Source organism: Sphingopyxis sp., from assembly GCF_035686825.1.
Lineage (GTDB): Bacteria > Pseudomonadota > Alphaproteobacteria > Sphingomonadales > Sphingomonadaceae > Sphingopyxis.
The window spans coordinates 714,451-739,027 of the sequence record NZ_DASRYZ010000007.1; the positions used below are offsets into that span (position 1 = coordinate 714,451).

21 protein-coding genes are annotated in these 24,577 nt (G+C 62.7%); 8 read left to right on the forward strand and 13 right to left on the reverse strand.

Annotated features, from left to right (window positions below; genetic code table 11):
- Positions 1 to 15: 15 nt before the first annotated feature.
- From VFG17_RS21340 to wecB, 13 genes are all read right to left on the reverse strand, one after another.
- A complete protein-coding gene (locus VFG17_RS21340) occupies positions 16 to 402 on the reverse strand; it encodes a hypothetical protein (RefSeq protein WP_325031369.1) in 387 nt (128 codons plus the stop codon).
- A 61-nt stretch (positions 403 to 463) separates the two neighbouring features.
- Positions 464 to 2,407 carry an ATP-dependent zinc metalloprotease FtsH gene (ftsH, locus tag VFG17_RS21345; RefSeq protein ID WP_325031370.1) on the reverse strand — a complete coding sequence of 648 codons (1,944 nt, stop codon included), beginning with the start codon at positions 2,405 to 2,407 and terminating at the stop codon, positions 464 to 466.
- 80 nt (positions 2,408 to 2,487) lie between these two features.
- On the reverse strand, positions 2,488 to 3,492 hold the full coding sequence (tilS, locus tag VFG17_RS21350; protein WP_325031371.1) for a tRNA lysidine(34) synthetase TilS: 1,005 nt from the start codon (positions 3,490 to 3,492) through the stop codon (positions 2,488 to 2,490).
- Positions 3,446 to 4,396 carry a tetratricopeptide repeat protein gene (locus tag VFG17_RS21355; protein ID WP_414712978.1) on the reverse strand — a complete coding sequence of 317 codons (951 nt, stop codon included), beginning with the start codon at positions 4,394 to 4,396 and terminating at the stop codon, positions 3,446 to 3,448. The genes tilS and VFG17_RS21355 overlap by 47 nt, the downstream gene beginning before the upstream one ends.
- A gap of 136 nt (positions 4,397 to 4,532) precedes the next feature.
- Positions 4,533 to 5,381, reverse strand: coding sequence for a helix-turn-helix domain-containing protein (locus tag VFG17_RS21360; RefSeq protein ID WP_325031373.1), 849 nt, complete (start codon positions 5,379 to 5,381; stop codon positions 4,533 to 4,535).
- A 209-nt stretch (positions 5,382 to 5,590) separates the two neighbouring features.
- A complete protein-coding gene (locus VFG17_RS21365) occupies positions 5,591 to 6,163 on the reverse strand; it encodes a hypothetical protein (protein ID WP_325031374.1) in 573 nt (190 codons plus the stop codon).
- A 372-nt stretch (positions 6,164 to 6,535) separates the two neighbouring features.
- The gene (gene hslU / locus VFG17_RS21370; protein ID WP_325031375.1) at positions 6,536 to 7,834 is read right to left on the reverse strand and encodes an ATP-dependent protease ATPase subunit HslU; all 1,299 of its coding nucleotides are present in this window, start codon (positions 7,832 to 7,834) and stop codon (positions 6,536 to 6,538) included.
- A gap of 64 nt (positions 7,835 to 7,898) precedes the next feature.
- Positions 7,899 to 8,984, reverse strand: coding sequence for an FAD-dependent oxidoreductase (locus VFG17_RS21375; protein WP_325031376.1), 1,086 nt, complete (start codon positions 8,982 to 8,984; stop codon positions 7,899 to 7,901).
- A 17-nt stretch (positions 8,985 to 9,001) separates the two neighbouring features.
- Positions 9,002 to 9,568: an ATP-dependent protease subunit HslV gene (gene hslV / locus VFG17_RS21380; protein ID WP_325031377.1), complete on the reverse strand. Its 567-nt coding sequence runs from the start codon at positions 9,566 to 9,568 to the stop codon at positions 9,002 to 9,004.
- 48 nt (positions 9,569 to 9,616) lie between these two features.
- Entirely contained in the window at positions 9,617 to 10,684 is a 1,068-nt protein-coding gene (locus VFG17_RS21385; protein WP_325031378.1) for a mannose-1-phosphate guanylyltransferase/mannose-6-phosphate isomerase, read from the reverse strand.
- 22 nt (positions 10,685 to 10,706) lie between these two features.
- The gene (locus VFG17_RS21390; protein WP_325031379.1) at positions 10,707 to 11,513 is read right to left on the reverse strand and encodes a class I mannose-6-phosphate isomerase; all 807 of its coding nucleotides are present in this window, start codon (positions 11,511 to 11,513) and stop codon (positions 10,707 to 10,709) included.
- A gap of 45 nt (positions 11,514 to 11,558) precedes the next feature.
- The gene (gene wecC, locus VFG17_RS21395) at positions 11,559 to 12,854 is read right to left on the reverse strand and encodes a UDP-N-acetyl-D-mannosamine dehydrogenase (RefSeq protein WP_325031380.1); all 1,296 of its coding nucleotides are present in this window, start codon (positions 12,852 to 12,854) and stop codon (positions 11,559 to 11,561) included.
- Positions 12,844 to 13,971 carry a non-hydrolyzing UDP-N-acetylglucosamine 2-epimerase gene (wecB, locus tag VFG17_RS21400; protein WP_325031381.1) on the reverse strand — a complete coding sequence of 376 codons (1,128 nt, stop codon included), beginning with the start codon at positions 13,969 to 13,971 and terminating at the stop codon, positions 12,844 to 12,846. Before wecB ends, wecC begins: the two co-directional genes overlap by 11 nt.
- A gap of 270 nt (positions 13,972 to 14,241) precedes the next feature.
- Between wecB and VFG17_RS21405 the strand changes: the two genes are divergently transcribed.
- The 8 genes from VFG17_RS21405 to VFG17_RS21440 all read left to right on the forward strand — a co-directional run bounded on the left by VFG17_RS21405 (position 14,242) and on the right by VFG17_RS21440 (position 24,494).
- Entirely contained in the window at positions 14,242 to 15,027 is a 786-nt protein-coding gene (locus VFG17_RS21405; RefSeq protein WP_325031382.1) for a metallophosphoesterase family protein, read from the forward strand.
- Positions 15,028 to 15,170: 143 nt separating this feature from the next.
- Positions 15,171 to 16,592, forward strand: a complete 1,422-nt coding sequence (locus VFG17_RS21410) for an O-antigen ligase family protein (RefSeq protein ID WP_325031383.1) — start codon at positions 15,171 to 15,173, stop codon at positions 16,590 to 16,592.
- Between the two features lie 70 nt (positions 16,593 to 16,662).
- Positions 16,663 to 17,400: a polysaccharide biosynthesis/export family protein gene (locus tag VFG17_RS21415; protein WP_325031384.1), complete on the forward strand. Its 738-nt coding sequence runs from the start codon at positions 16,663 to 16,665 to the stop codon at positions 17,398 to 17,400.
- A gap of 17 nt (positions 17,401 to 17,417) precedes the next feature.
- On the forward strand, positions 17,418 to 19,604 hold the full coding sequence (locus VFG17_RS21420; RefSeq protein WP_325031385.1) for a polysaccharide biosynthesis tyrosine autokinase: 2,187 nt from the start codon (positions 17,418 to 17,420) through the stop codon (positions 19,602 to 19,604).
- A 30-nt stretch (positions 19,605 to 19,634) separates the two neighbouring features.
- Positions 19,635 to 20,885 (forward strand): hypothetical protein, encoded by a 1,251-nt coding sequence (locus VFG17_RS21425; RefSeq protein WP_325031386.1) that lies wholly within the window; start codon positions 19,635 to 19,637, stop codon positions 20,883 to 20,885.
- A 186-nt stretch (positions 20,886 to 21,071) separates the two neighbouring features.
- Entirely contained in the window at positions 21,072 to 21,824 is a 753-nt protein-coding gene (locus VFG17_RS21430; RefSeq protein WP_325031387.1) for a methyltransferase domain-containing protein, read from the forward strand.
- Positions 21,825 to 21,963: 139 nt separating this feature from the next.
- A complete protein-coding gene (locus VFG17_RS21435) occupies positions 21,964 to 23,166 on the forward strand; it encodes a glycosyltransferase family 4 protein (RefSeq protein ID WP_325031388.1) in 1,203 nt (400 codons plus the stop codon).
- Complete coding sequence (locus tag VFG17_RS21440) at positions 23,163 to 24,494, forward strand: flippase (RefSeq protein WP_325031389.1); 1,332 nt, start codon at positions 23,163 to 23,165, stop codon at positions 24,492 to 24,494. The genes VFG17_RS21435 and VFG17_RS21440 overlap by 4 nt, the downstream gene beginning before the upstream one ends.
- Positions 24,495 to 24,577: the final 83 nt, after the last annotated feature.

Here is a 24,577-nt window from a genome sequence, read left to right on the forward strand (position 1 = left end):
CGCATCTTTGGCTTATCAGGCGGGGCAGGGATAGCGTTTCTTCATCAGGGCATCGAAGGCCGAATAGATGCTGACCTTCCTGCGCACGGCGGCCGGATAGCTGCGCAGGTGCGAGAGCCATTGATCGGGGGTGAGGCTGCCCGATTCGGGCGGACAACTCGTCGTCTTGCGGCCGGCGCGGCGTTCGGCGTCGATCCGCGCCTTGTAGCGTTTGCCCGCCGCGACGACTTCGCTCTTGAGCTGGTGGCCTTGCGGCGTCGCGAGCGCGAGCGGACCGAGCCGTTCAATCGAAGCCGCGCGGGCCAGAAACGCCGCCACGCTCATGTCACCCGGCGCCATGGCGCAGAGGAGGGGAGCGGCGAGCAGGAGAGGCAGGATGCGCGCATGGTTCGCGTTGATCATGCGCCGCAAGCCGCCCTCCGCCAATGAATGATCGCCTGAAACGATGGGGCTAGGCCGAAACCTAGGCCCCCTGCGGATTGGCGTCGCCGAACGGGCGCGGCTTGCGCTTGATCTGCGGCAGGCCGCCGGCATGTCCCGAAACCGGGGTGCCGCGCTTGTCGGCATCGTCCTCGCGGCCGATATCCTCGCCCTTGATCGCGCGCTTCGATTCCTCGCCCGACAGCGTCTCATATTCGAGCAGCGCGGCGGCGAGCAGATGCAGCTCGTCGAGATGGTCGGTGAGCACCTTGCGCGCGACATTCTCGCCTTCCTCGACGAGGCGGCGGACTTCGGCGTCGATCAGCTTGGCGGTCTCTTCGGACATGTTCTGCGCACGCGACACGCTGTGGCCAAGGAAGACCTCGTCCTGATTGTCGCGGTAGCGCAGCCAGCCCAATTTTTCGGACATGCCATATTCCATGACCATCGAGCGTGCCATGTCGGTCGCCTGCTGGATGTCGTTCGACGCGCCGGTGTTGAGCTCGTCCTTGCCGTAGATCAGCTGTTCGGCGATGCGGCCGCCGAAGCAGAGCGCGAGGCGCGCCTTCATCTGCTTCATATTGGTCGAATAGCGGTCGCGTTCGGGCAGGTTCCACGTCACGCCCAACGCGCGGCCGCGCGGGATGATCGTGACCTTGTGGAGTGGATCATTGCCCTCGACGTGCAGCGAGACGAGCGCGTGGCCGGCCTCGTGATAGGCGGTCGCTTTCTTTTCGTCCTCGGTCATCACCATCGAGCGGCGTTCGGCGCCCATCAGCACCTTGTCCTTGGCTTCCTCGAACTCGTTCGAGGCGATCAGGCGCTTGCCCTTGCGCGCCGCGAGCAGCGCCGCTTCGTTGCAAAGATTAGCCAGATCGGCGCCCGAGAAGCCCGGCGTGCCGCGCGCGATGCGGCGCAGGTCGACATCGGGTGCCAGCGGCTTCTTGCGGGTATGGACTTCGAGGATCTTCTGGCGGCCCTCGATGTCGGGGCGCGGCACGACGACCTGGCGGTCGAAGCGGCCCGGACGGAGGAGGGCGGGGTCGAGCACGTCGGGGCGGTTGGTCGCCGCGACGATGATGATGCCTTCGTTCGCTTCGAAACCGTCCATCTCGACGAGGAGCTGGTTGAGCGTCTGCTCGCGCTCGTCGTTGCCATTGCCGAGGCCGGCGCCGCGGTGGCGGCCGACCGCATCGATTTCGTCGATGAAGACGATACACGGCGCGTTGCGCTTCGCCTGTTCGAACATGTCGCGGACACGGCTTGCGCCGACACCGACGAACATTTCGACGAAGTCCGAGCCCGAAATGGTGAAGAAGGGCACGCCCGCTTCACCCGCGATCGCGCGGGCGAGCAGGGTCTTGCCGGTGCCGGGCGAGCCGACGAGCAGCGCGCCCTTCGGAATCTGGCCGCCGAGCTTCGAGAATTTTGTCGGATCCTTCAGGAATTCAACGATTTCTTCGAGTTCCTCGCGCGCCTCGTCGATGCCCGCGACGTCGTCGAAGGTCACGCGGCCCTGCTTTTCGGTGAGCATCTTGGCGCGCGACTTGCCGAAGCCCATCGCGCCCGAGCCGTTGTTCTTCTGCACCTGGCGAAAGACGAAGAAGGCGATGCCGAGGATCAGGAGGAAGGGCAGCGACTGGACGAGCATATACATCCAGAAATTCGGCACTTCGGCCGCTTTCCCGTCATATTTGACGCCATTGTCGTTGAGCATTTTCAGAAGTTCGGGATCGCGCACGACGTTGGCGGTAAAGCGGTCGCCGTTCGACAGCGTGCCCGTGACCTTGTCTTCGGAGAGGACGACGTCCTTGACGCTGCCTTCCTCGACCTTCTGGCGGAATTCCGAATAGGCGAGCGGGCTGCCCGCGGGCTGCGCGGCGCCGCCGAACATCGAGGCGACAAGGAGCATGGCGAGCAGGATGCCGCTCCAGATCATCACGCTCTTCATCCAGGGGTTGCCCTGCGGTTCCTTGTCGTCCTGCATTCGGATTCGTCCTCAACGGCGCGGTGCTGCGCTCCTATCTGCACAAGATAGGATAATCGGGTTAAATGACAATGAGGCAATCAGGGCTTTTTAGGGACTTTCCGCCGCGGCGCCGCGGAAATGCGCCAGATCGTCCCTTCGAGACCGCGCACGGCGTCGATCAGCAACGCGCCGACCATCGCGCGGCGGCCCTCGTGCATCGCGGCGATCACCCCGTCGAGCGAGGCGCCACGCAGGACCAATTGCGGCGTGTTGGCGCGCAGGCGCTGCGCGACGATGCGGCGGAACATCTCGGGCGGATAGCCCTCGTCGCGGATCACCGCGATGTCCGATGCGTCGGGCCAAGACGCGATCAGCCGCTCGACCGCCCAGTCGAGCGCCTCGTCGGCCTCGGCGAGCCAAACCGCCGACCTTGCCGAGGCGACGGGGTCGAGCGCGGTCTGCGATCGCAGCGCATGGCGCAGCCGGGCGCGGTCGAAGCGGTCGTCGCTGTTCGACGGATCGTCGACGAAGGGCAGGTCGTTGTCGAGCGCGACCTGCACGAGATCGCTCCGCCGCCAGTCGAGCAGCGGGCGCAGGACCCGGCCGTTTTTAGCGCGAATCGCGGCGAGGCCGCCGACGCCGCTCGACCGGTTGAGGCGCATCACGATCGTTTCGAGCTGATCGTCAGCGTGATGCGCGGTGACGATATGGTCGAGCGCGTTCGCGTCGCGCCATTGTTCGAGCAGGCGGTAACGTTCGGTCCGCGCCGCCGCCTGCTGCGATCCCGTGATCGGCGCCTGCGGGCGCAGCGTCGAATGCGGGATGTGCTCGCGCGCGCAGAAACCCGCGACCATCCGCGCTTCGTCGTCCGACCCCTTGCGCAGGCCGTGATCGACCGTCGCCGCCCAGACCTGTCCGGGCAGCAGGCTGGTCATCAACCAGAGGAGCGCCATGCTGTCGGGGCCGCCCGACACCGCGACGCCGTAATGGAGCCGGTGCCAGTCAGGGCCGAGCAGCGCCGCGATGCCGCCGGCGAGCCGGCCGGCGACGTCGCGATCAGCAGCCTGCTTTTGCTTTTGCGGCGGCAGCATCGGTGCGGACATCCTGTGGCGCCTTGTCGCCATAGACTTCGTCGAGCTCGCGGAACGCCTTGCAGGCGTCGGCCTTGCGCCCGAGCTTGTCGAGCGCGATGCCCATATAGACGAGGCTGTGCGGCGCGCGCGGGCCGCTCGGGCGGTCCTTGTAATTATTGTAGAAGGCGACCGCGGCCAGGCTCGGCTTCCCTTCGTCGAGATAGGCGCGGCCGAGCAGATTCTGCGCAAAGCTCGCATAGCTGCTCTTCGGCCATTTTTCGGCGACCGTCTTCAGCTGCGTCTGGGCTTCGGGATAGAGCTTCGCGTCCCACAGGCGATAGCCATAATCATAGGCGTCCTTGGTCTCGTTGCCGGTCGACGGCACTTCGACCTTTTTGACGAGCGCGAGCCGTGCCGCGTCGGGGGCGCCGGGCTTTGCCGCGAGCTTGCCGGCGGGCTTTTTCGTCGGCGTCGCGTTGGCAGTTGCGGGTGCCTTTACCACGGGGGCGAGGCTCGCGGGGGTCGCAGTCGGGTCGCCCGCCGCCGGATCGACCGCTGCGGGATCGGCAAAGCGTTTGTCCATTTCGGCCTTGTAGGCGGTGAACGCCTTCTCAAGCTCGCGCAGCTGGAACGCATTTTGTTCGGTCTGTCCGGTGAGCGTCTGCAGCTGGGCTTCGAGCGCGTCGACGCGCGCGGTCAGGTCGATCACCGGGGCGTTGGTGCGCGAGCGTTCGCCCGGCGTATTGTCGGGCGCGATCTCGCCTTCGAAAAAGGTCGGGCTGCCGCCCGGGAAGACCGAGCGCTGGACTGCCCGCATTTCCTTTTCGAGCCGCTCGACGCGTTTGCCGATATTGTTGTCCTGCGCCGCCGCCGGCATGGCGGCCGCAAGCGCGATCGTTGCGGTTCCGAGAAAAGTGATCTGACGCATCATCATCTGCCGTTAGGTTCCCACTGATTAACCAATGGGACGTCCATAACGCGGCAATCGGCGCCAGCGCAAACCCATTTCAGCGCGACGCGGTTCGAACCGGCCCGATTGACCAGCCTTTCCGGCCGAGCCGCGCGTCGGGTCAGCCCTTGGGGCGCGGCCCCGCGGGCGTTGCGGCACCGCTGCCCGCGGTATGCGTGACAAGATCAGCGGGTTTCAGCGAAACGCCCTTCACCAGCGTGTCGGCGGGCCCGATCGACCCGACGTCGCGGCCGCCGACGGTGACTTTCAGTGCCTGGGGGATGCTCGTGCGTAGCGTGAATTGTTCGATATAGGCGGGTGGCACCTGATAGACCTCGCCCGCTTCAAGCGTGCGCCAGTTCTCGGTCTTGCCCGTCGCATCGTCGAAGCCGATCCAGACTTCCGACAGCCCGGTCAGCACGACCGGCGCGTTGGCCGCTACGGCGGCAGCACCGGCCTTGGTTGCCGGCGTCGCGGCGGCGTCGCTCTGCGGCGCTTCTGATTCGTCGGCGGCGCGGTTCTGGGCCGCGATCAGCGCCTCGTCGGGCTCGACCGAAAGGAAGCGCCAGACGCCATAGGCCGAAGCGAGAAGCAGCGTAACGATGACCAGCGTCCAGGTCAGCCGTGCGGTTGGCAAACGCGCGGGATCGGTCGGCTCATAGGCTTCGTAGAGCGGCCGCGAACCATATTCGTCGTCTTCGAGTTCCTGACGCACCGCGGCGCCGATCTCGGCCTCGGGCAAGTCGACGGCGCGGGCGTAGGCGCGCGCGAAGCCGGTGACATAGGTTCGGCCCGGAAGTTCCGAAAAATCGGACTTTTCAATCGCGGCGAGATGGCGCTGAGTGATGCGCGTCCGCGTCGCCACGTCGGCGAGCGACAATCCCGCCGCCTCCCGCGCCAGCCGAAGCCGATCGCCGGTGCGCGTGATCGCCAACTCGCCCTGTTCGGGGGCGACGTCCTCATCCGTCATTGCTGTCTCCGTGCCGGCCGTTGACCCAGGTTCGACCGTGTCACCCGTTCATCGCATTGACGGCGCGAGAAAGTCAAATGGAGTTCGGTAAATGGCCGGCTGAAAAGAAAGGGATTTGGGTTTTTTGTGCGGGGCTTGGGTCGGCTGCGCGGCGGCGCGAGAGTTTGCGAATTCTAGCGAACGGACGCGAAGTATCGCGGTCTCAATCATCACTTGTCGGAAAACTGCTCGTTGCCGATAAATGCGAAGCCAAACCCGTCGCGCACCGATAAATAGCCGATTATTCCTATCAAGTCGGAATAATGATCGAGGAAAGTGGCAGGACTCTCGTCGTCGCCAAGCGGATAAAAGAGGATTTCGTCGCCGTACACTCGCAATACAGACCCCGGGGTAACACCGCCATGTGCTTCGAGTGCTTTCGCATAGGCGTCCAGGCTTTCGAAGTTAGCGCGCTCCGGCAAAGCTTCCAGCAGCCCCTTTTCCTGAAGGCGGGCCTTTAAGCTCGCCAGCATCTCCGGGCGGGCCAACTCCGCCGTATAGTCGCTGTAGGCTTTATACATCTCCCGATCTTCGAACGTGACTATCTCGTAACCGGCAGCATTCTTGATGCACTCGAAGTGGTCGGCGGTCGCGTTGGCGGTCGGTCGGATAACGATTTCAATGCTTTGGAGATAATCTTCATAGCGGACAGATACGCCTCCGATGTCTAATCCGCACTGGGCGAGCCGCTGTTCAATTACCTGTTCGTGCGATGGCGGCGGTTCGGCGGGCATATCGATCATCATAGCGTTCCCCGCGATATGGTTTTCGTTCGGGTTGGTTTAACCTCCTGCCCCGGCATCTACAATCGGGCGTTTCGAGGAGAAAGTGACGGGTTTCGGTCGTGATGCGCTGGACAGCGAAGCCGCTGTTTCCAACGTTCGTCATTCCCGCGAAGGCCGGAACCCCCGCGAGCCAGCGTTGCTACTGGGTTCCCGCTTTCGCGGGAATGACGAAGTGAAGGAATGGCGACTACCGGGTCGATTCCAGTCTTTCGTCATCCCGGACCTGATCCGGGATCCATTTCCTCACCGCTGGCTTTAATGGACCCCAGATCAAGTCCGGGGTGACGATGCAAGAGACCGGAGCAACAGGCCAACAGTATCCCTCACACCCTAAAGCACATATTTGCTGAGGTCGGTGTCGCCCACCACATCGGCGAGCTGGCTGTCGACATAGGCGGCGTCGATGTCGAGCATGGTGCCGCCCGCGTCCTCGGCGGTGAAGCTGATTTCCTCGACCAGCCGTTCCATGATCGTCTGGAGACGGCGCGCGCCGATATTCTCGACCTTTTCATTCACTTGCGCCGCGAGCTTCGCGACGCGTGCGATGGCGTCGTCCGTGAAGTTCAGCGTCACGCCCTCGGTGCCGAGCAGCGCCGCATATTGTTCGGGAAGACCGGCCTTCGTCTCACTGAGAATGCGGACAAAATCTTCTTCGGAGAGCGCACCGAGCTCGACGCGGATGGGAAGGCGGCCCTGGAGTTCGGGAAGCAGGTCGCTGGGCTTGGCGACGTGGAAGGCGCCGGATGCAATGAAGAGGATATGGTCGGTCTTCATCGGACCATATTTGGTCGCGACGGTCGTGCCCTCAATCAGCGGCAGAAGGTCGCGTTGCACGCCCTCACGGCTCACCGAGCCACCGCGTACGTCGCTGACTGCGATCTTGTCGATCTCGTCGAGGAATACGATGCCATTGGCTTCGGCATCGGCGAGCGCGACGCGCGCGACATCGTCCTGGTCGAGGCGCTTGTCCTGTTCCTCCTCGATCAGCCGCGTCGCGGCGTCGATGACCTTCAATTTGCGGCGCTTCTTGGGTGGGCCGCCCATCGCCTTGCCGAGCATGTCCGACAGGTTGATCATGCTCATCTGCCCCGGCTGGCCGGGCAATTCGAACGACATGGGGGCGTCGGCGACCTCGATCTCGATTTCGCTGTCGTCGAGATGGCCTTCGCGGATGCGCTGGCGGAAGCTCTGGCGCGTCGCTTCGCTGGCGCCCTTGCCCGTGAGCGCGTCGAGCAGCCGTTCCATCGCGGCCTCTTCGGCGGCGGCGCGCACCGCTTCGCGGCGACGGTCCTTTTCGAGCCGCACCGCTTCCTCGACGAGGTCGCGCGCGATCTGCTCGACATCGCGACCGACATAGCCGACTTCGGTGAACTTGGTCGCCTCGACCTTGATGAAGGGCGCATCGGCGAGCTTGGCGAGGCGGCGCGAAATCTCGGTCTTGCCGCAGCCGGTGGGGCCGATCATCAGGATATTCTTGGGGCTGACTTCGTCGCGCAGGTCAGGCGAAAGCTGCTGGCGGCGCCAGCGGTTGCGCAGCGCCACCGCGACCGCGCGTTTCGCGGCGGTCTGGCCGATGATATGCGTGTCGAGCGCGGCGACGATCGCCTTCGGGGTCAGGTCTTTGTTCATATGTCGGAGAGGTCCAGCAGAAAGAATTTCATGTGACGGCTAGATGGGAAGGGGGCGGACCAAGTCAAGCCGGGCAGCGGAAACCGGCGAACAGCTGCTGGTGCGACGCGACGATGCGCGCGATGCGCTCGGGCTGGGGCTCGGCTTCCCATATATTGCGTTCGTAGCTGCCGCCGATGACGATCCCGTCGGCGCGCGGGAACATATAGCCCGCTTCGCCGGTGAAGGCGTAGCGGACCTCGGGCTGGGGGATGAGGATAGCAAGCTGGCCGCGGATCGGGATCAGTTCCATGTCGCCGAACAGATCGCGCGCGCCGAGCCCGGTGCAGTTGAAGACGAGGGTTTCGGGGAGCGACGCGATCTCGGCGGGCGACGCGAAGCCGCGCACCGCGATGCGTCCGCCCGCACCCTCGATATCGCGCATCATCTGGCGGAGATAGCGGCCGGTCTCGACGTAGAGCGTGTCATATTGCCAGAGCCGCTCGACCGGGAAGGGGTGCTCTTCGGGGCGAAGCGCGCGTGCGGCGGGCGGGAAGGTCGAAAGCTTGGGCTCCTCGGGCGTGCCTTCGGAATAGGTGGTCAGCCAGCGCACGCCATAATCGTCGCCGACCATGATCTGGAACCGCAGCCAGCTGTAATCGAGCGCCGCGGTGAATTGCCGCCGCCATTCGGGGGTCACGGCGTCGGCCTTGAACAGGCCGAAAGGGTGGAATTGGCCGCCGGCGATGTTCGAGGTGGTGTCGGGGGGCAGCGCCTTGGCGTAGACGGTGACGCGAAAGCCCGCCTCCTGCAGCAGCCGCGCGGTCGACAGGCCGACGATGCCCGCGCCGATCACCGCGACGGGGCCGGCGTGGCCGGGAACACCCATTTCGACCGCGAGCTTCGCGGTGCCCCAACTCATCGTGATGCCCGAGCCGCCATGGCCGTAATTGTGGACGAGCCGCTTGGCGCCGAGCGTATCGGCGCGAACGACGAAGCCGCCGGGGCGATAGGGGCGGAGGCCGGCAAGGGTGCGGATGACGCGGTCGGGCGACGCCTTGACGGGCATCAGGCACGATGCGGGCGTGCGCGCTGTGGTCGTCCCGCAGCCCGGAAGGGCGAGCGCGGCGGAGGCGGCGACGAAATGGCGGCGGGGGAGGGTTTGAATCACCCCGCGACCATAGTGGCTTAGCCCTTGATGTCGATGGTCTCGGACGTGAACTGGTCGTTGGTGTAGACGCAGATGTCGGCGGCGACCTCCATCGCCTTCTTCGTCAGCACCTCGGGGTCCTTTTCATAGTCGGCGAGCGCGCGCGCGGCCGAGAGCGCGTAATTGCCGCCCGAGCCGATCGCCGCTATCCCGCCCTTGGGTTCGAGCACGTCGCCGTTGCCGGTGATGACGAGCGTGACCTCCTTGTCGGCGACGATCATCATCGCTTCGAGGTTGCGGAGATATTTGTCGGTGCGCCAGTCCTTGGCGAGTTCGACCGCGGCGCGCAGCAACTGGCCGTTGTGGCGCTCGAGCTTGGCCTCGAGGCGTTCGAAGAGGGTGAAGGCGTCCGCGGTCGCGCCCGCGAAGCCGCCGATGACGCTGCCGTCGTGGAGGCGGCGGACCTTGCGGGCGTTGGGCTTCATCACCGTCTGGCCCATCGAGACCTGGCCGTCGCCGATGATGACGACCTTGTCATCGCTGCGGGCGGAGAGGATGGTGGTTCCGTGCCAGGGCGCGGCACTTTGCGCATGGGGATTGGTCATGCGGCGGGATATGGGCGATGGGCGGCGGGGCCGCAAGGGGAGGGCGCTTCAGTCCTGCGCTGCGAGATGTTCGACGATTGCCTTCACCTCCTGCGCGCGGTCCTTCGGAACGATCAGGATGTCGTCGCCGTGGGTCACGACGATCAGATCGGATATGCCAACGACGGCGACGCGCCTCCCTTCGCAGGCGCGAAGGTAATTGCCCGTCGCATCGACCGCGATGACCTTGCCGATACGGACGTTGCCGGTTTCGTCCTTGGCGCCGAGATCATGCAGCGCCGCCCAGCCGCCGACGTCCGACCAGCCCGGATCGACGGGCGCGACGACGACGCGCTCGGCGCCTTCCATCACCGCATAGTCGATCGAATCCGATGGGCTCGACAAAAAGGCACCGGCGTCGGGATGAACTTGCGCGCCATCAATATGCGCGCCGTCCATCGCGGCAGCACAGGCGGCAGCCATCGCCGGCTGTTGCCGTTCCAACTCGGCGAGAAATCGATCGGCGCGCATCAGAAAGATACCGGCGTTCCAGTAATGCCCGCCCTCGGCGAGCATCGCCTCGGCCCTGTCGCGCGGCGGCTTTTCGACAAAGCGCAGCACCGCATGGACACCGGGAGAGCCCGCCACCGGATCGCCCGCCGCGATATAGCCATAGCCCGTTTCGGGATGCGAAGGCGCTATGCCGAAGGTAGCTAGCGCGCCTGCATCCCCCGCTGGCCGTGCCGCCTCGATCGCGTCGAGAAACGCCGCAACATTGGTCATCACATGGTCCGCGGGCATGACGAGGATCATCGCGGCGGGATCGTCGGCAACCGCAGCCAGCGCGGCGAGGGCGATCGCCGGCGCTGTGTTGCGCGCCGCTGGCTCGACGATGATCCGCGCGTCGCCGATGCCGGCCGCGGCCAGATCGGCCTCGACATGCGCGATATGCCCCAGGCCGCAAACGACGAGCGGCGCAGCGAAGCGGCCGCGGTCCTTCGTGCGCTCGACCGTTTGCAGGAACATGCTGCCGCCGCCGGTAAGCGGCTGGAACTGTTTGGGCGCCGTGCTCGTCGAAACGGGCCAGAGGCGCGTGCCGGAGCCGCCGGAAAGAATGACGGGGACGATGATATTCATGGTGGACCTTTTGCGGGGCGGATCAGGCAGGCCAGCTCAGCAGCGCGCGGGCGCCGGGCGCCAGGACGATACCGTCGGCGCGGCGGCAAGCAATGCATTCGCCGAGTTTCACCGGCTCGCCGCCAATCGTGCAGCCCTTTGACAAGGGCGTGAAAATATAGTCGGCGCTACCCTGCGGCAACCAGCCTTCGGCCTCTGGACCCGTGAGGTGCAGGAGGTGAAAATGCGGGCCGTCGACGAGTGGGCGGTTTTCGCTCGGGTCGACCCTGCGATCGCGGGCATCGGGGCGCGGCGCGGTCTCGGATACGGCGAGACCGGCATCGAGATGCAGTTCGCGCGGCCGGCCATAGTCATAGAGGCGATAGGTGCAGTCGACATTCTGTTGCACCTCGACGACGGTCAGCCCCGCGCCGATCGCGTGGATCGTTCCCGCCTGATTATAGACGAAATCGTGGGTATGCGCAGGGCGCCAGTCGACCATATCGACGATAGATCCGTCGAGCGCCGCGCCGCGAAGCGTCTCGCGCGTCGTGGTGATGTTCAGTCCCACCCCAAGCTCGGCGCCCGGTTCGGCGTCGAGGACGAGCCAACATTCCTCCTTGCCGCGCGGATAGCCTGCGGCCGCTGCGGCTCCGTCATCCGGATGGACCTGAATCGACAGGCGCTCGGACGTGAAGAGGAATTTGACCATGATCGGCGCATCGTCGCCGGCGGGGTGCGCGAACCAGATTTCGCCCACGCGGCGATCACCGAAATCGCCAAAATCGCGAGGAATGTCGACACGCCCCCATGGCTTGTCGACGATGATCGTTTCGAGGCGGGTAAACATGGCGCCACCATGTTGGGCCGGCCGTCGGGCGTCAAGGGTGATCGGTCAGGCTGCGCGATTGAAACGGTTGCCGTTTCCGCCGTTCGGCTGGTCGAGCCACAGCCCACGCGTATCATAGACGATCTTGTCGCCGCGTTCCTCGATCGGAATCGACTTGAACAAGTCGTGATCGACGAGGACGATAAGGAGGTCGCAGCCGGCGAGCGCGCTGTCGAGGTCGATCAGCTCGGCGCCGGTGCCCGCGAATTCCATCGGCAGGCCGCGCGCATAGGGTTCGACGATCTCGATCTGCTTGCCAAAGCGGCGCGCAAGCGCGGCGGCGACCTCGACCGCGGGGCTTTCGCGGAAATCGTCGATGTTGGGCTTGAAGGCGAGGCCGAGGCACGCGACGCGCGCCTTCGGATGCTGCGACACGAGCATTTCGGCGGCGCCGATGACATGCGCGGTCTTGGCAAGATTGACCTCGCGCGCGGTGCGGATCAGGCGGCTGTGTTCGGGCGCACCATGGACGAGGAACCAGGGGTCGACCGCGATGCAATGGCCGCCGACGCCGGGGCCCGGCTGGAGGATGTTGACGCGCGGGTGGCGATTGGCGAGGCGGATCACCTCCCATACATCGACGCCCATATGCTCGGCCATCATCGACAGTTCGTTGGCGAAGGCGATGTTGACGTCGCGGTAGCTGTTTTCGACCAGCTTGACCATTTCGGCGGCGCGCGCCGAGGTGGTGACGCAGGCGCCCCGCACGAACTGGCGGTAGAAGGTCATCGCGCGGCGCGCGCAGCGCGGGGTGATGCCGCCGATGCAGCGGTCGTTGTCGACAAGCTCGACGAGGATGCGCCCCGGAAGCACGCGCTCGGGGCAATAGGCGACGAAGATGTCGGCGGCGCCGGAGCAGGCGCCGGGAACCTTGAGATCGGGGCGCAGATCGGCGAGCAAAGCCGCGACCTTTTCGGTCGTGCCGACAGGCGAAGTCGATTCGAGGATGACGAGATTGCCCGGTTGAAGCTTGGGCGCGATCGCGCGCGCGGCCGACAGGACGTGGCCGATGTCGGGGCGGTGCTCCTCGTCGTGCGGGGTCGGCACCGCGATGACGAAGACGTCGGCGGGCGCGACCTCGGTCGAGGCGATGAGCGTGCCGCGCGACACGACGCCCTGCACGAGCCCGTCGAGATCGACCTCCTCGATATGCACCTTGCCGTTGTTGACCGTGTCGACGACATGCTGGCTGACGTCGACGCCGGTGACCTTGTTGCCCGAGCGTGCGATCAGCGCCGCGGTGGGCAGGCCGATATAGCCGAGGCCGAGGACGGTGACCGTCTGTTCGCTATCAATGGGCACGCGCAACAATCTCCGATATTCGTTCCGCCGCGCGGCCGTCGCCGAAGGGATTATGGGCGCGGGCCATGGCGTTATAGGCGCTTTCATCGTCCAAAAGGCTGAAAATTTCCGAAACGATGCGATTTTTGTCGGTGCCGACGAGCCGCGCGGTGCCCGCCTCGATCCCCTCGGGACGCTCGGTGGTCTCGCGCATCACGAGCACGGGCTTGCCGAGCGAGGGCGCCTCTTCCTGTACCCCGCCGCTGTCGGTGAGCACGAGGGTGCTCATCCCCAGCAAGCGGACGAAATGCGGATAGTCGAGCGGGTCTATCAGCGCGACATTGGAAAGATTGCCGAGGATCGGTTCCATCGCGCTACGGACATGCGGGTTGGGATGGACCGGGAATATCACCGCGACGTCGTCGCGCGCCGCTATCCCGGCGATCGCATCGGCGATGGCTTTCATTCCGTCGCCGAAATTCTCGCGGCGGTGCGAGGTGACGGCGATGATCCGTTTGCCGGAAAAGCGCGCGGCCAGCTGATCGAGACCGGAAGCGAGCGCGGGCTCCTCGTCGATCCGCGCCTTGGTCGCGAGCAGCGCGTCGATCACCGTGTTGCCGGTGACGTGGATGCGCTCAGCAGGCACATTTTCGGCGCGCAAGGCGGCGGCGGCGGTTTCGGTCGGCGCGAAATGGAGATCGGCGACCGCGCCAGCGACCTTGCGGTTCACCTCTTCGGGCCAGGGATGATAGATGTTGCCGCTGCGCAGCCCTGCCTCGACATGGCCGACGGGAATCTTGCGAAAATAGGCGGCGAGCGTCGCCGCCATCGTCGTCAGCGTGTCACCGTGGACGAGGATGCGGTCGGGCTTCTCGCGGTCGAACGTCTCGCCAAGACCTGTAACGAGCCGGGCAAGCAGGGCGTCGAGCGACTGGTTCGGCGTCATCACATCGAGGTCGAAATCGGCGTTGATGCGCGCGATCGCGAGCACCTGGTCGAGCATTTCGCGGTGCTGGGCGGTCACGCAGACGCGCACTTCCACTGCGGTTTGCCGTTGCAATGCGTGGACGACGGGGAACATCTTGATTGCTTCGGGTCTGGTGCCGAAAACGGCGAATATCTTCGTTCGTGTGACCATTTGATCAAGATTTCCTGTCGTGTCGGCGGCCGCCAGCATGTCGGACGAATGCGCGCCGGTTACCCCGCGCTAACCAATATTATCTTCGAATCTCTTAAGGGCCGTGCGCCGGGGATTTTTTGGTCGGCGCGACCATATAGTGCAACCTTGGTTCGGGAATGCGAGTATGTTGTCATCGGTATCGGTGATCGCTAGAGGGAACGCGGACGCGGCTCCTGCGGCGCCGGTTGGTCCTTTCCTCAGAATATTCGTTTGATCGGTCGATTTTCCATGTTCTGGAAGCGTAAAAGCAAGGCAGGTCCGCTAGGTGAGCAGGGGCACCATGCGATACCCGAAGGGCGACGCGTATACGCGATTGGCGACATCCATGGTCGCAATGATCTGTTCGGACAGATAATCGACTTGATCCGCGCCGATCATGAAGCCCGCGGCCCTGCCGAGCTGACAATCATATTGCTGGGTGATCTGGTGGACCGGGGCCCTGACTCGGCGTCGGTCGTGGAACGTGCGCTGGAGTTGAAACGGGAGTTTCCCGACACGCGCCTTTTGATCGGCAATCATGAGGAATGTTTTCTTGCCGCGCTGACGGGCGATGTTCGCCGCTTGCGATATTTCATGCGGATCGGTGGAGATACGACAATCCGAAGCTATTGGGGCGACGATGAAGGGTTCGAGATGGCAAGCTTTGACGAGGTAGCGGAACGCCTCCCCAAGCTGGTCCCCTCGCACCATGTCGATTTTCTTGGAAACGGCGAGGACCTTATAGAAATAGGGGACTTCGCCTTCGTTCATGCCGGCGTGCGTCCGGGCGTCCCGCTTGAAAAGCAGGATCGGGCCGATTTGCGTTGGATACGTGATGATTTTCTGGACCACATGGGTGACCATGGCAAAATGATCGTCCATGGACATACGATAACAGCCTATCCCGATGAGCAGGCGAATCGCCTGGGAATCGATACGGGCGCGTTCAAAAGTGGGACGCTGGCCGCGCTTGGCCTGGAAGCCGATGCGCGGTGGTTTCTTTTCGCTCGCGACGCAGATGCCCGGTCTGGATAAGTGCGGTGCGGACATCGAGACGTGAAGGGGTGGCGTGGAATATCGTTTCGACTGTTGCTTTTTCATTTCCACTGTACGGCAATAGACTAAGGGGTGTCCCAGTTTCGCGAGGGCAATGAAGTCCAGGGATAAGATGAAAAATTGTGAAAATTGCTATCGTTAAAAAACTATCCGAATCCCGGCAGAATGTCGCTGTCTGGATCCCTGTCGCTTTCCTTGTATTCGTCTTCCTTCTCGGGGGCGGATCGCGCAGCGACGTTGCTTCGCTGCCCCTGTTGCGGGCCGTTTCGGTGGTCGTTGCCGCATGGGCGCTTTTGAAGCTCGATCCTGCGGACTGGCGGCGGATTCGCGTGCCGATAACGCTGTTGACCTTGCTTGCGGCATGGATGGCGATTCAATTGATCCCGCTGCCATCGTCGACGTGGCAGGCACTTCCTGGCCGTGAAGTCACGGCGCAAATCGACGCGTTATTGGGGCAGTCCGACCTGTGGCGGCCATTGAGCCTGACCCCCGGCCAGACGTGGAATGCCTTGCTGGGAATGACCGTCCTATTCGCCGGTCTGCTCGTTGCCGCGCGTCTTGGAGCGGATGATTATCCGCGCATCATGTTCGCGATTGTCATACTGGGATGCGCAAGCGCCCTGCTTGGTTTTTTGCAGGTTCTCGGCGGTAGCGGCAGTCCGGCCTATCTCTATCGGATAACCAATGATGGCGCGATGGTGGGCCTTTTCGCCAATCGCAATCATCATGCGATCTTCCTGGCCTGCGTCACGCTGGTCGCGGCGATGCTCCTGCGAGACGAACTGATGCGCAAGCGCAAGCGCAACGCCGTCCGCGCCGGGTTGCTGACGGCCGTCGTTTCCCTCACGATTTGTACGGTATTGATCGGTTCCCGCGCAGGACTCGTTGCGACCGTCGTTACCTTTGTCGTCAGCTACGCGATCATTTTGTCGGCCTGGCTCGCCAAGGGTGGTTATGCGCGAGCGGAAGAACCTCGGCGTCGATTCCTGTCGTGGCGGCGACTTGTTTTGGCCTTGCCGCCGGTTCTGTTGGCCCTGAGCGTGGCGGTGGTTCTCGCCTTGTCGAACCGGGTCACGTCGGTCACGCGCTTGGCCGGCGAGGCCGTGGCCGATGATATGCGCATCCTGGCCTGGCCGACCATAGAGACCATGATCGGAAAATTCTGGTTGCTGGGTAGCGGTTTCGGGTCCTTTCCGGACGCGTATCGGATATTCGAACCCGATGCGTTGCTGCAGCCAAGCTATTTCAACCACGCGCATAATGATTGGGCCGAGCTGATCATCACCGGGGGGTTGCCCTTTGTGCTGTTGACCCTCGCCGGCCTGTTTTGGCTTGTGCGACGCATCGTGGCTCAAGGTGCGCGGAACCTGGTCAAGGGGTATCGCGGCGACCTTCGCCTTCCGGTGGCGGTCATTCTGGCCGTGTTGATGATGGCGAGCTTCGTCGATTATCCTCTGCGCGTGCCTTCGCTTCAGGTTTTTGCGATCCTGATGACGGTTCTGTTGTGTTGCCCTTCGGCAGCAAGCAGGACGGTGCCCGAATAGGCTTGCGAGCAGGCGGTTCGCGCTTCTATAGCCCGCCTTCCCGAAGAATGCAGGATCGACCGGCTTTTCCATGATCAGATTTCGATACAGTTTGATGCTCGTTGCGGCGACGCTTGGGGCGTGCGCCAAGGACGGCCCGCCGGTCGCCAGCACGCCGGGTAGCCCGGTTCAGCTTCTCTCCGAATTGCCCGAGCCGGAAGCGCCGGACGTGGTTCGTTCGACGCGTCTCGCCTATATCGGGCCCTTTACGGAACTGCGGGTTGAGGTGTTCGGCGTGCAGGATATGCAGCGCGACATTTTGACTGACGGGAAAGGGAATTTCTCCTTTCCGCTCGTCGGGACCATCGCCGCGGCCGGCAAGACGCCAGATATCGTGGCGGGAGAAATTCGCGACAAGCTGGCCGGAAGATACGTCCGCGACCCGCAAGTGACGGTGAACTTCAAGGCGTCGAACAATCCGCTGGCGTTGCAATCGATGTCGGTAACGGTCGATGGCGAGGTGAAACGTTCCGGCTCCTACCCCGTCGTGGGGCGCTTGACGCTGATGCGCGCGGTCGCGCAGGCGGGCGGTATTACCGAGTTTGCCAAGCTGGAAGATGTCGTGGTCTTCCGTGACGTTGGCTCCAAGCAATATGTGGCAATTTATAATCTGGAAGCGATTCAGCGCGGCAATTATCCCGATCCGGAAATTTTCCCGAACGATGTCGTCATCGTCGGGGATTCGCCGCAGCGACGGATGTTCAAGGACGTGCTCCAGACGGCGCCGGCCTTGCTTTCGCCGATCATCTTGCTTTTCAGAGAATTTTAAGCGGGAACTGGCTCTATATGAACGAACTGATCAACGGTCGCCAGGCTAACCCGCCGGTCGATCCGATGTCCTCTCAATATGACACGACGTCGGAACGGGGTTATTCTTCGGGCATTTCGCCTGTCGAGCATGTGCTGCTTGCTGCCGCCAATCATCGAAATTGGGTGATCGGCATCATAACCGGCGCCTTGCTGCTGGGGCTGCTTGCGACATTTCTCGCCACGCCCCAATTTTCCTCGACTGCGCGCATCGAAATTCTGACGGATTCTCCGATTGCCACCAATGTCGAAGGGCAGCGCGACCGCGTGCTCATCAACGAAGTGGCATTTTACAACACGCAATATTCGCTGTTGGAGTCGGAGTCGCTCGCGGAGCGGGTGGTGCGTGCCGGCAATCTGACGGCGGACAAGGATTTTGCCGCGGCATTTGGTCTGGAAGATCCCGAAGCGGGGATGACGAGCGCGGAGCGGCGGGACCTCACGCGAGGGGCGGCCCAGATTCTTCTCAACAGTCTCAGCGTGACACCGGTTCGCAATTCCAGTCTCGTGGATGTCAGCTTTTCCACCCCTTCGCCCCAGCTTTCGGCGAAACTGACAAATCTTTGGGTGACACAGTTCGTTCAGTCCACGATCGACCGCAGATTTGCGGCGACGTCGGATGCGCGCCAGTATCTTGAAGGTCGTCTTGCGCGGCTTCGGGAAAATCTGGAAGCCTCGGAGCGGGCGTTGATCAACTATGCAACGAACAAGGGCATTGTCACCATTTCAACGGAGACGGACACGTCCGGGCGCACCAGCAACCGGACGCTCGTCGCATCCGACCTTGCCGAGGTCAGCTCGGCGCTGGCCAGAGCGCGCGAGATGCGCATCACCGCCGAGGCGGAGTTGGGGAACTCGGTTACCGGTAGCGCCCAGATCAATGCGCCGACCATCAGCGGCCTGAGGCAGCGACGAGCGGAAATCGGGGCGGAATTGGCGCGCCTCAGAACCCAGTTTGGCGAAGATTATCCAGCCATCGTCTCGCTCCGCGCGCAGTTGGCGAACCTCGATCGCAGTCTCAGCGCAGAAACGACGCGATCCTCTCAGAGCAATCGCGAGGCATATAATGCGGCCGTTCGGCGTGAGCGCGAGCTGCAGGGCGAACTCGATGCGCTGACGAATAAATATAATACCCAGCAGCGTGAATCGATCCAGATGGCCATTCTTCAGCGCGAGGTGGATTCCAACCGCCAGCTCTATGAAGGATTGCTGCAGCGCTCCAAGGAAATCGGTGTGGCCGGCGTCGGCCCGAACAACATCTCGATCGTGGACAGCGCGAAGCCGGCAAAAGCTCCCTCCAGCCCGAGCCTTCCGTTCAACGTCGCGTTGGCCCTTTTGCTTGGCGTCGGATTGGCGTCCGCTGTCGTGTTCCTTCTCGAGAAGATGGACAGTTCGATCCGTGATCCGCAGGAGGTCGTCAGCCGCTTCGAACTGCCGCTGCTCGGCGCGATTCCGGAGCTTGTCGATCGAGATGTGGCCGACGCGATCCTCGACAAGAAATCGCCGATTTACGAGGCGTATTTCTCGTTGATGACGAATCTGTCGTTTCTGACTGACCATGGTGCGCCACGATCGATCATGTTGACTTCGTCGCGACCCAAGGAGGGGAAGAGCAACTCCTCGCTCAGTCTCGCCACCGTCCTTGCGGCTACCGGGAAATCGGTCATTCTGGTCGATGCGGACGTGCGAAATCCGTCTCTCAACCGCTATCTCGACATTCCCAACAAGCGGGGGCTGAGCCACTATCTTTCGGGTGACGACGATCTGGACGGCATGATCGCGCCTTTGGACGCCTTCGGTTTCTCGATCGTGACGGCGGGCAAGACGCCGCCGAATGCGGCCGAGCTTTTGGGCGGCGACCGTATGGGTAAGCTGATCGAGACCTTGCTGACTCGCTACGATCATGTCCTGGTCGATTCGCCGCCGCTGCTCGGCCTCGCCGATGCGCCGTTGATCGCTCGCCGGGTCGAGGGTGTCGTTTTCACCATTGAAGCGAACTCGACGCGAAATCGCGAGATCGGGACCGCTTTGACGCGTTTGCGGATGTCGGGAGCACGTCTGTTCGGCGCGATCGTGACCAAGGTGGGCGCCCGTAACCAAGTTTATGGTTATGGCTACGGCTATGGTTATGGTTATGTCTATGGATCTGACAAGGATGCGGCCTGATGGGCGCGACAGGCCGGGCGCAATAGAGCCGTGAGCATTTTTCGGATATCCTATTGGGTGATTGCGCTGGCGCTGGCGCTGTTTGTCGGATTGACGAGCTTTTCGATCACCAATCGGTCGAGCTCGCCAGGGGCCGCCTATGCGCTCGGCCTGCCTTCGGCTGCGGCCGCCGGCACGAATGTGGCTGCCGCCAGCTTCGCGAGGCGCCAGAGCGAGAACCCGAAGGTCCGTCCCAACCGGACGGAACGCAGGCTTGCGCTCAGGGCATTTCAGGTCGAGCCTCTGTATCCGGTGGCCCTCAGCCTGTTGATCGCCGCGCAGCCCGAAACGGAAGGCCGGCGGCGCCAATCGTTGCTGGACCTTGCCAGCAAGCTGTCGCGACGCAATTCCTATGTCAGTATAGAACAGTTGAAGTCCGCCGCGCTTAGCGACGACAATCCGGGTTTTTTCCTGTGGTTGTCGCGGCTCGTGCTGACCGACAATGATCTGCGCCCCACCTATATTCGGGCAATGGCCGACGGCACCGCCCGCCCCGGGGCGGCAAAAGCGCTGGCTCCGGTTCTCGGCCCGAAACCCGCATGGGCGGAAGACTATTGGGAAGCCGTCGTTCAGCGACGCTCCAGCCTGGTGAATGCCGCCGAGCTGCGGATTACCTTGGCGAACGCGCCTTGGAATCAGACCAAGGTCACCCGCACCGACAGGACCCTGTCAGTAGGCCTCGCCACGATTGGAGAATTTGAAACCGCGCGCCGGCTAAGCGCCGAGCTAACGGGTCGATCGCGAGCTGCGAAGACCGGCAATCTCGTCCAGAACAGCGATTTTTCCCGCACTCCACTTTTGCCTCCGTTCGACTGGCAGCTCGCGACCACGGGTAGCCTGGGAGGCTCGATCGATCCCGGCGCAAAAATTCTGTCTGTTTCCGCCATTGGCGGCGCACGCGGTAGCGCCGCTCGACAGTTGGTCCGCCTGCTTCCGGGAAGCTATCGGCTCGATTGGTCGCTGGTCAGCGACATGCCGTTGCCGGCGGAGGCATTGTCCGCGCGCATCGAGTGCGCCGAAGTGGGGGTGAAATCGATTCCCATCGAAGCAATTCCGATGGTTGCAGGCAAACAGACACGCACCGTGGAAATCCCTGATGGCGCATGTAGCTGGTACTGGCTGTCGCTGTTCGTGACGCTCGCCGACGACGCGCAAGGCATCGACGCCTATTTTCGTGCGGTATCGCTGGCTCCTGCAAAAGGGGACGGCGATATTGTCGAAGATGCCAGGACGCCGTCCTGACCGTTAGAAGGGATAAGGCCCGTGGAACCGGCTCTCCGGAGCCAAGGCGTTCATCCCTTACGGTTCGCTAGCCTCCCTTCGCTGCGGACAGGATTTTTGGGTTTTGCGATACAGCGATAGGCCGGCCAGGCCGTGCGTAAAGATCGCATTTTCGGGAATTGAGGAATCGCGAGATGGACCAATATCATGCATGCTAGCGTCAAAAGCATAGGTAAGAGACTGATCCCATTGCGGGTCAGGGTATGGGTCGCAAACTATCTCGCGCGGCGTCTCACGCTAAAGCCGATCGCTCCGCGACAATGCCCCATTTGCGACTTCCAAGGCTGGTTCGACCGTTTTGGCCGGCCACCGCGCCTCGACGCGCTATGTCCCCGTTGCGGCAGTCTGGAACGGCATCGGCTCCTCTTCCTGGCGATGACGCGGGGGGCGGTTACCGAGGGCATCGACGAGGCGACGGACCCGGTGTTGCATTTCGCGGCGGAGCCGCAACTCGAACGGATTTTCCGCGCGCGGTTCGGCAACTACAAAACCGCCGATCTTTTCGAAAAGGCCGATCTGAAAATAAATATGGAGGATATGGATCTTCCGGACGGAAAGTTCCGGTTGATCATTGCCAACCATGTTCTGGAACATGTGGATGATTTCAAAGCCTCCTCCGAAATCGCACGCATCTTGTCCGACGACGGCATATTGGTCGCAATGGTTCCGATCGTCGAAGGATGGGAAACGAGCTACGAGAATCCCGAAATTACCGACGAGACCGGGCGGTGGCTGCATTTTGGTCAGGGGGATCATGTCCGATATTACGGTCGCGACTTCAGCAGCCGCATCGAGCGGGGCGGACTGAAGCTCAAGCATGAAATCACCGCGGAAGGAAAAGACGTCGTGACCTATGGCCTCGTCAGAGGTGAAAAGGTCTTTGTTTTCGGGAAAAAATAGTGCGGCACCGGAATCCGACAACAGATGATACATGCTTCGGGCTGGCCATACCGGCCGGTCGTCGACACCTGCGTGGTCTACGGGCTTGAACGGCATGTCCGGCAGCGGGGGCGAACCGTCGGCCTTGGCGGCCCGGCGGATGAGGTTGCTCTATTTTCACCATGCCCATGATCCAGGTGGAGCGGTGCGCAGTTTGGCGGCGCTTGTCGCCGGGCTCGACAAGCGGCAAATCGAACCGATTGTCGCGATACCGGATCGCCCCGGGGCCGACGAGGTGCGCGCTTTACTGGAAAAGGCGGGCGCGACCGTCATTGCGGAACGGCATATTCGTCCATTTCACGGTTCCACCGTCGTCCCGGTCAGCACGCTTCGTGAAAAAATCTATAGCCTGGCAGGGCTTCTTCCGCTGGCGCTGCTTGCGCGGAAGCTGGTCAAGAAACTGAACCCCGATATCGTGCACCTTAATTCGACGAGCGTGGTGGGAGCGGCGATCGGAACCCGGATGTCGGGCGCTCGCAAGCCGGTGATCGCCCATGTGCGCGAGCCATTATTGCGGAACAGGTGGGGGCGCTGGCTCGCAAGCCTCAATCGTAAGTTCGTCGATCATTTCATTTCGATCGACGCGGAAGGACTCCGGTCGCTGGGTCAACCCTCGCCCGCCGGCAGCGTGATCTTCAATTTCGTCGATACGGACGTGTTTCGGCCCGACCCGGCGCGAAGGGCAACCGAGCGCTCGGCACGCGGTTGGGGAGACGATGATGTCGTGTTTTTGTCATTATCGCGGATAACGGCCGCAAACGGGGCCCTTGAGTTGGTGCGGAGCATCGGCGATCGTGACGACCGGATCGACAAGCGCGCCAGATTTGCGATCGCGGGCTTTGAAGGCGGCGGCGGCGCCTATCAGCAACAGGTGCAGGAAGCCGTCGACCGGTCGAGCCGGTGCGATGCCATCGGTTTTACACAGGATGCCCGCGGTCTGATCGATGCCGCCGACGTGATCGTGGTGCCCTTCACGACCCCGCACAGCGCTCGAAGCGTTTTTGAAGGAGCCGCGATGGGAAAGCCGGCGCTGGTCACGAAATTGCCGAATCTGCAGGAGTTGATCGTGGAGGGAGAGACGGGTCTTGCTTATGATCCGCTCGATCCGGACGAGCTGATCGATGCCGTCAACCGGCTATGCCGCCCGGACGAGCGTCGATTCTTCTCGGATGCGGCTTTTCGTTTCGCGGGCCAGCAGTTCGCGGCCCGGACCAATGTCGCGCGAACGGTCGCGGTCTATCGCCGACTGCTGGCGACTGCGGGCGGAGACGGCGCGCCCGGAAAGATGGCCGTACACCCATGAGCCGCCTGGTCGTCGCCAAAAATACCGCATGGATACTGCTCGATAACGTCGTTTCCCTGGCGTTGAGCTTTGTCGTGACCATGCTGGTCGCGCGTTACTTGGGGCCCGAACAGTTCGGCTTATTCTCATACGCGTTCGCCACCGCTTCCATTTTCGCGATTGTCGGCCACCTTGGCCTGGATGGACTGGTGGTGCGGGAGTTCAAGCTGCGACCTGAGGAGAATGAAACGATTCTCGGTACGGTTTTCACTCTCAAATTGGTCGCCTATGCCGTCGCTGCCGCGGCGTTGATGCTTTACGCATTTCTCGCGCATGCCGGGGACCCGACCGCGATCACGCTTTTCGGCTTTGCGGCGCTTATGATCCTTTTTTCGAGTACGGGCGCATTGAACGCATGGTTTCAGGCGCGGTCGGAAAATCTGTATCCGTCGATGTCCTCGATCGTCAGCAAGGTTGTGATGGCGGTGCTGAAATTGGGCGCGATCGCCATGGCGGGAGGCGTGGTGTTGTTCGCAGCGGCGAACGCGGTGGGCGCCGCAATCGCGTTCGCATCGACCTATGCCTTCTTCCGATGGAGGGGCGGGCTGTCGATCCTCAAATGGAAAAGTTCGGGTCGAGAGGCCCGTCGCTTGATGGGTGAGGGGGCGCTTCTTTTTCTCGCTGCCGCATTTACCACCATCTACCTCAAGATCGGGCAGGTCATGCTCCAATGGATGTCGACGCCCGACGCTCTTGGCAACTATGCGGTCGCCGCGCTGTTGTCCGAGACGATATATATTCTGCCCATTGCGATCACGACCGCCGTTTTCCCCTATCTAATTCATTCCTATAATCGCTCGACGGCGGAGTTCGACCAGCACCTTCAGCTCTTGTTCGACCTGCTCGTGATCCTCGGGTTTTTGGGAATATTGGGCGTCGTTTTCGTTGCCGATCCGATCATCGACATCGTTTTTGGCCAAGAATATGACAGGGTCTACAGATTGTTGTCGATCCTTTCGCTCGCCATTCCGTTCATGTTCCTGCGGGCGGCACTTAATCGCTGGATCGTGATAACGCGGCTCAGCGGGATCAATGTGGTCATTCAAGCAATCGGTGCGGTACTGAACATCGGACTCGGCTTTCTCCTCATCCCTCGCTTCGGCGCGGAAGGGGCCGCGGTGGCGACGGTCGTTTCATATGGTTTCGCCACATATGGGGCGCTCATGTTTTCGTCACAGACGCGGCCGCTGTTCGTCGCGATGTCCAAATCTCTCCTGCAGCCGTGGGCGGCGTTATACCGGCTTTGGCGCTTTGGCCGAAGCTATAGCGAGAGGCGGAATTCGGTGTAGCTTTGGCGCCCGTCGACGTTCGGGCCAAAAGGTCGCAAGTGGGCTAAGGCTCAAAAAATGAAGATTCAGAATCAAAAGGGAAA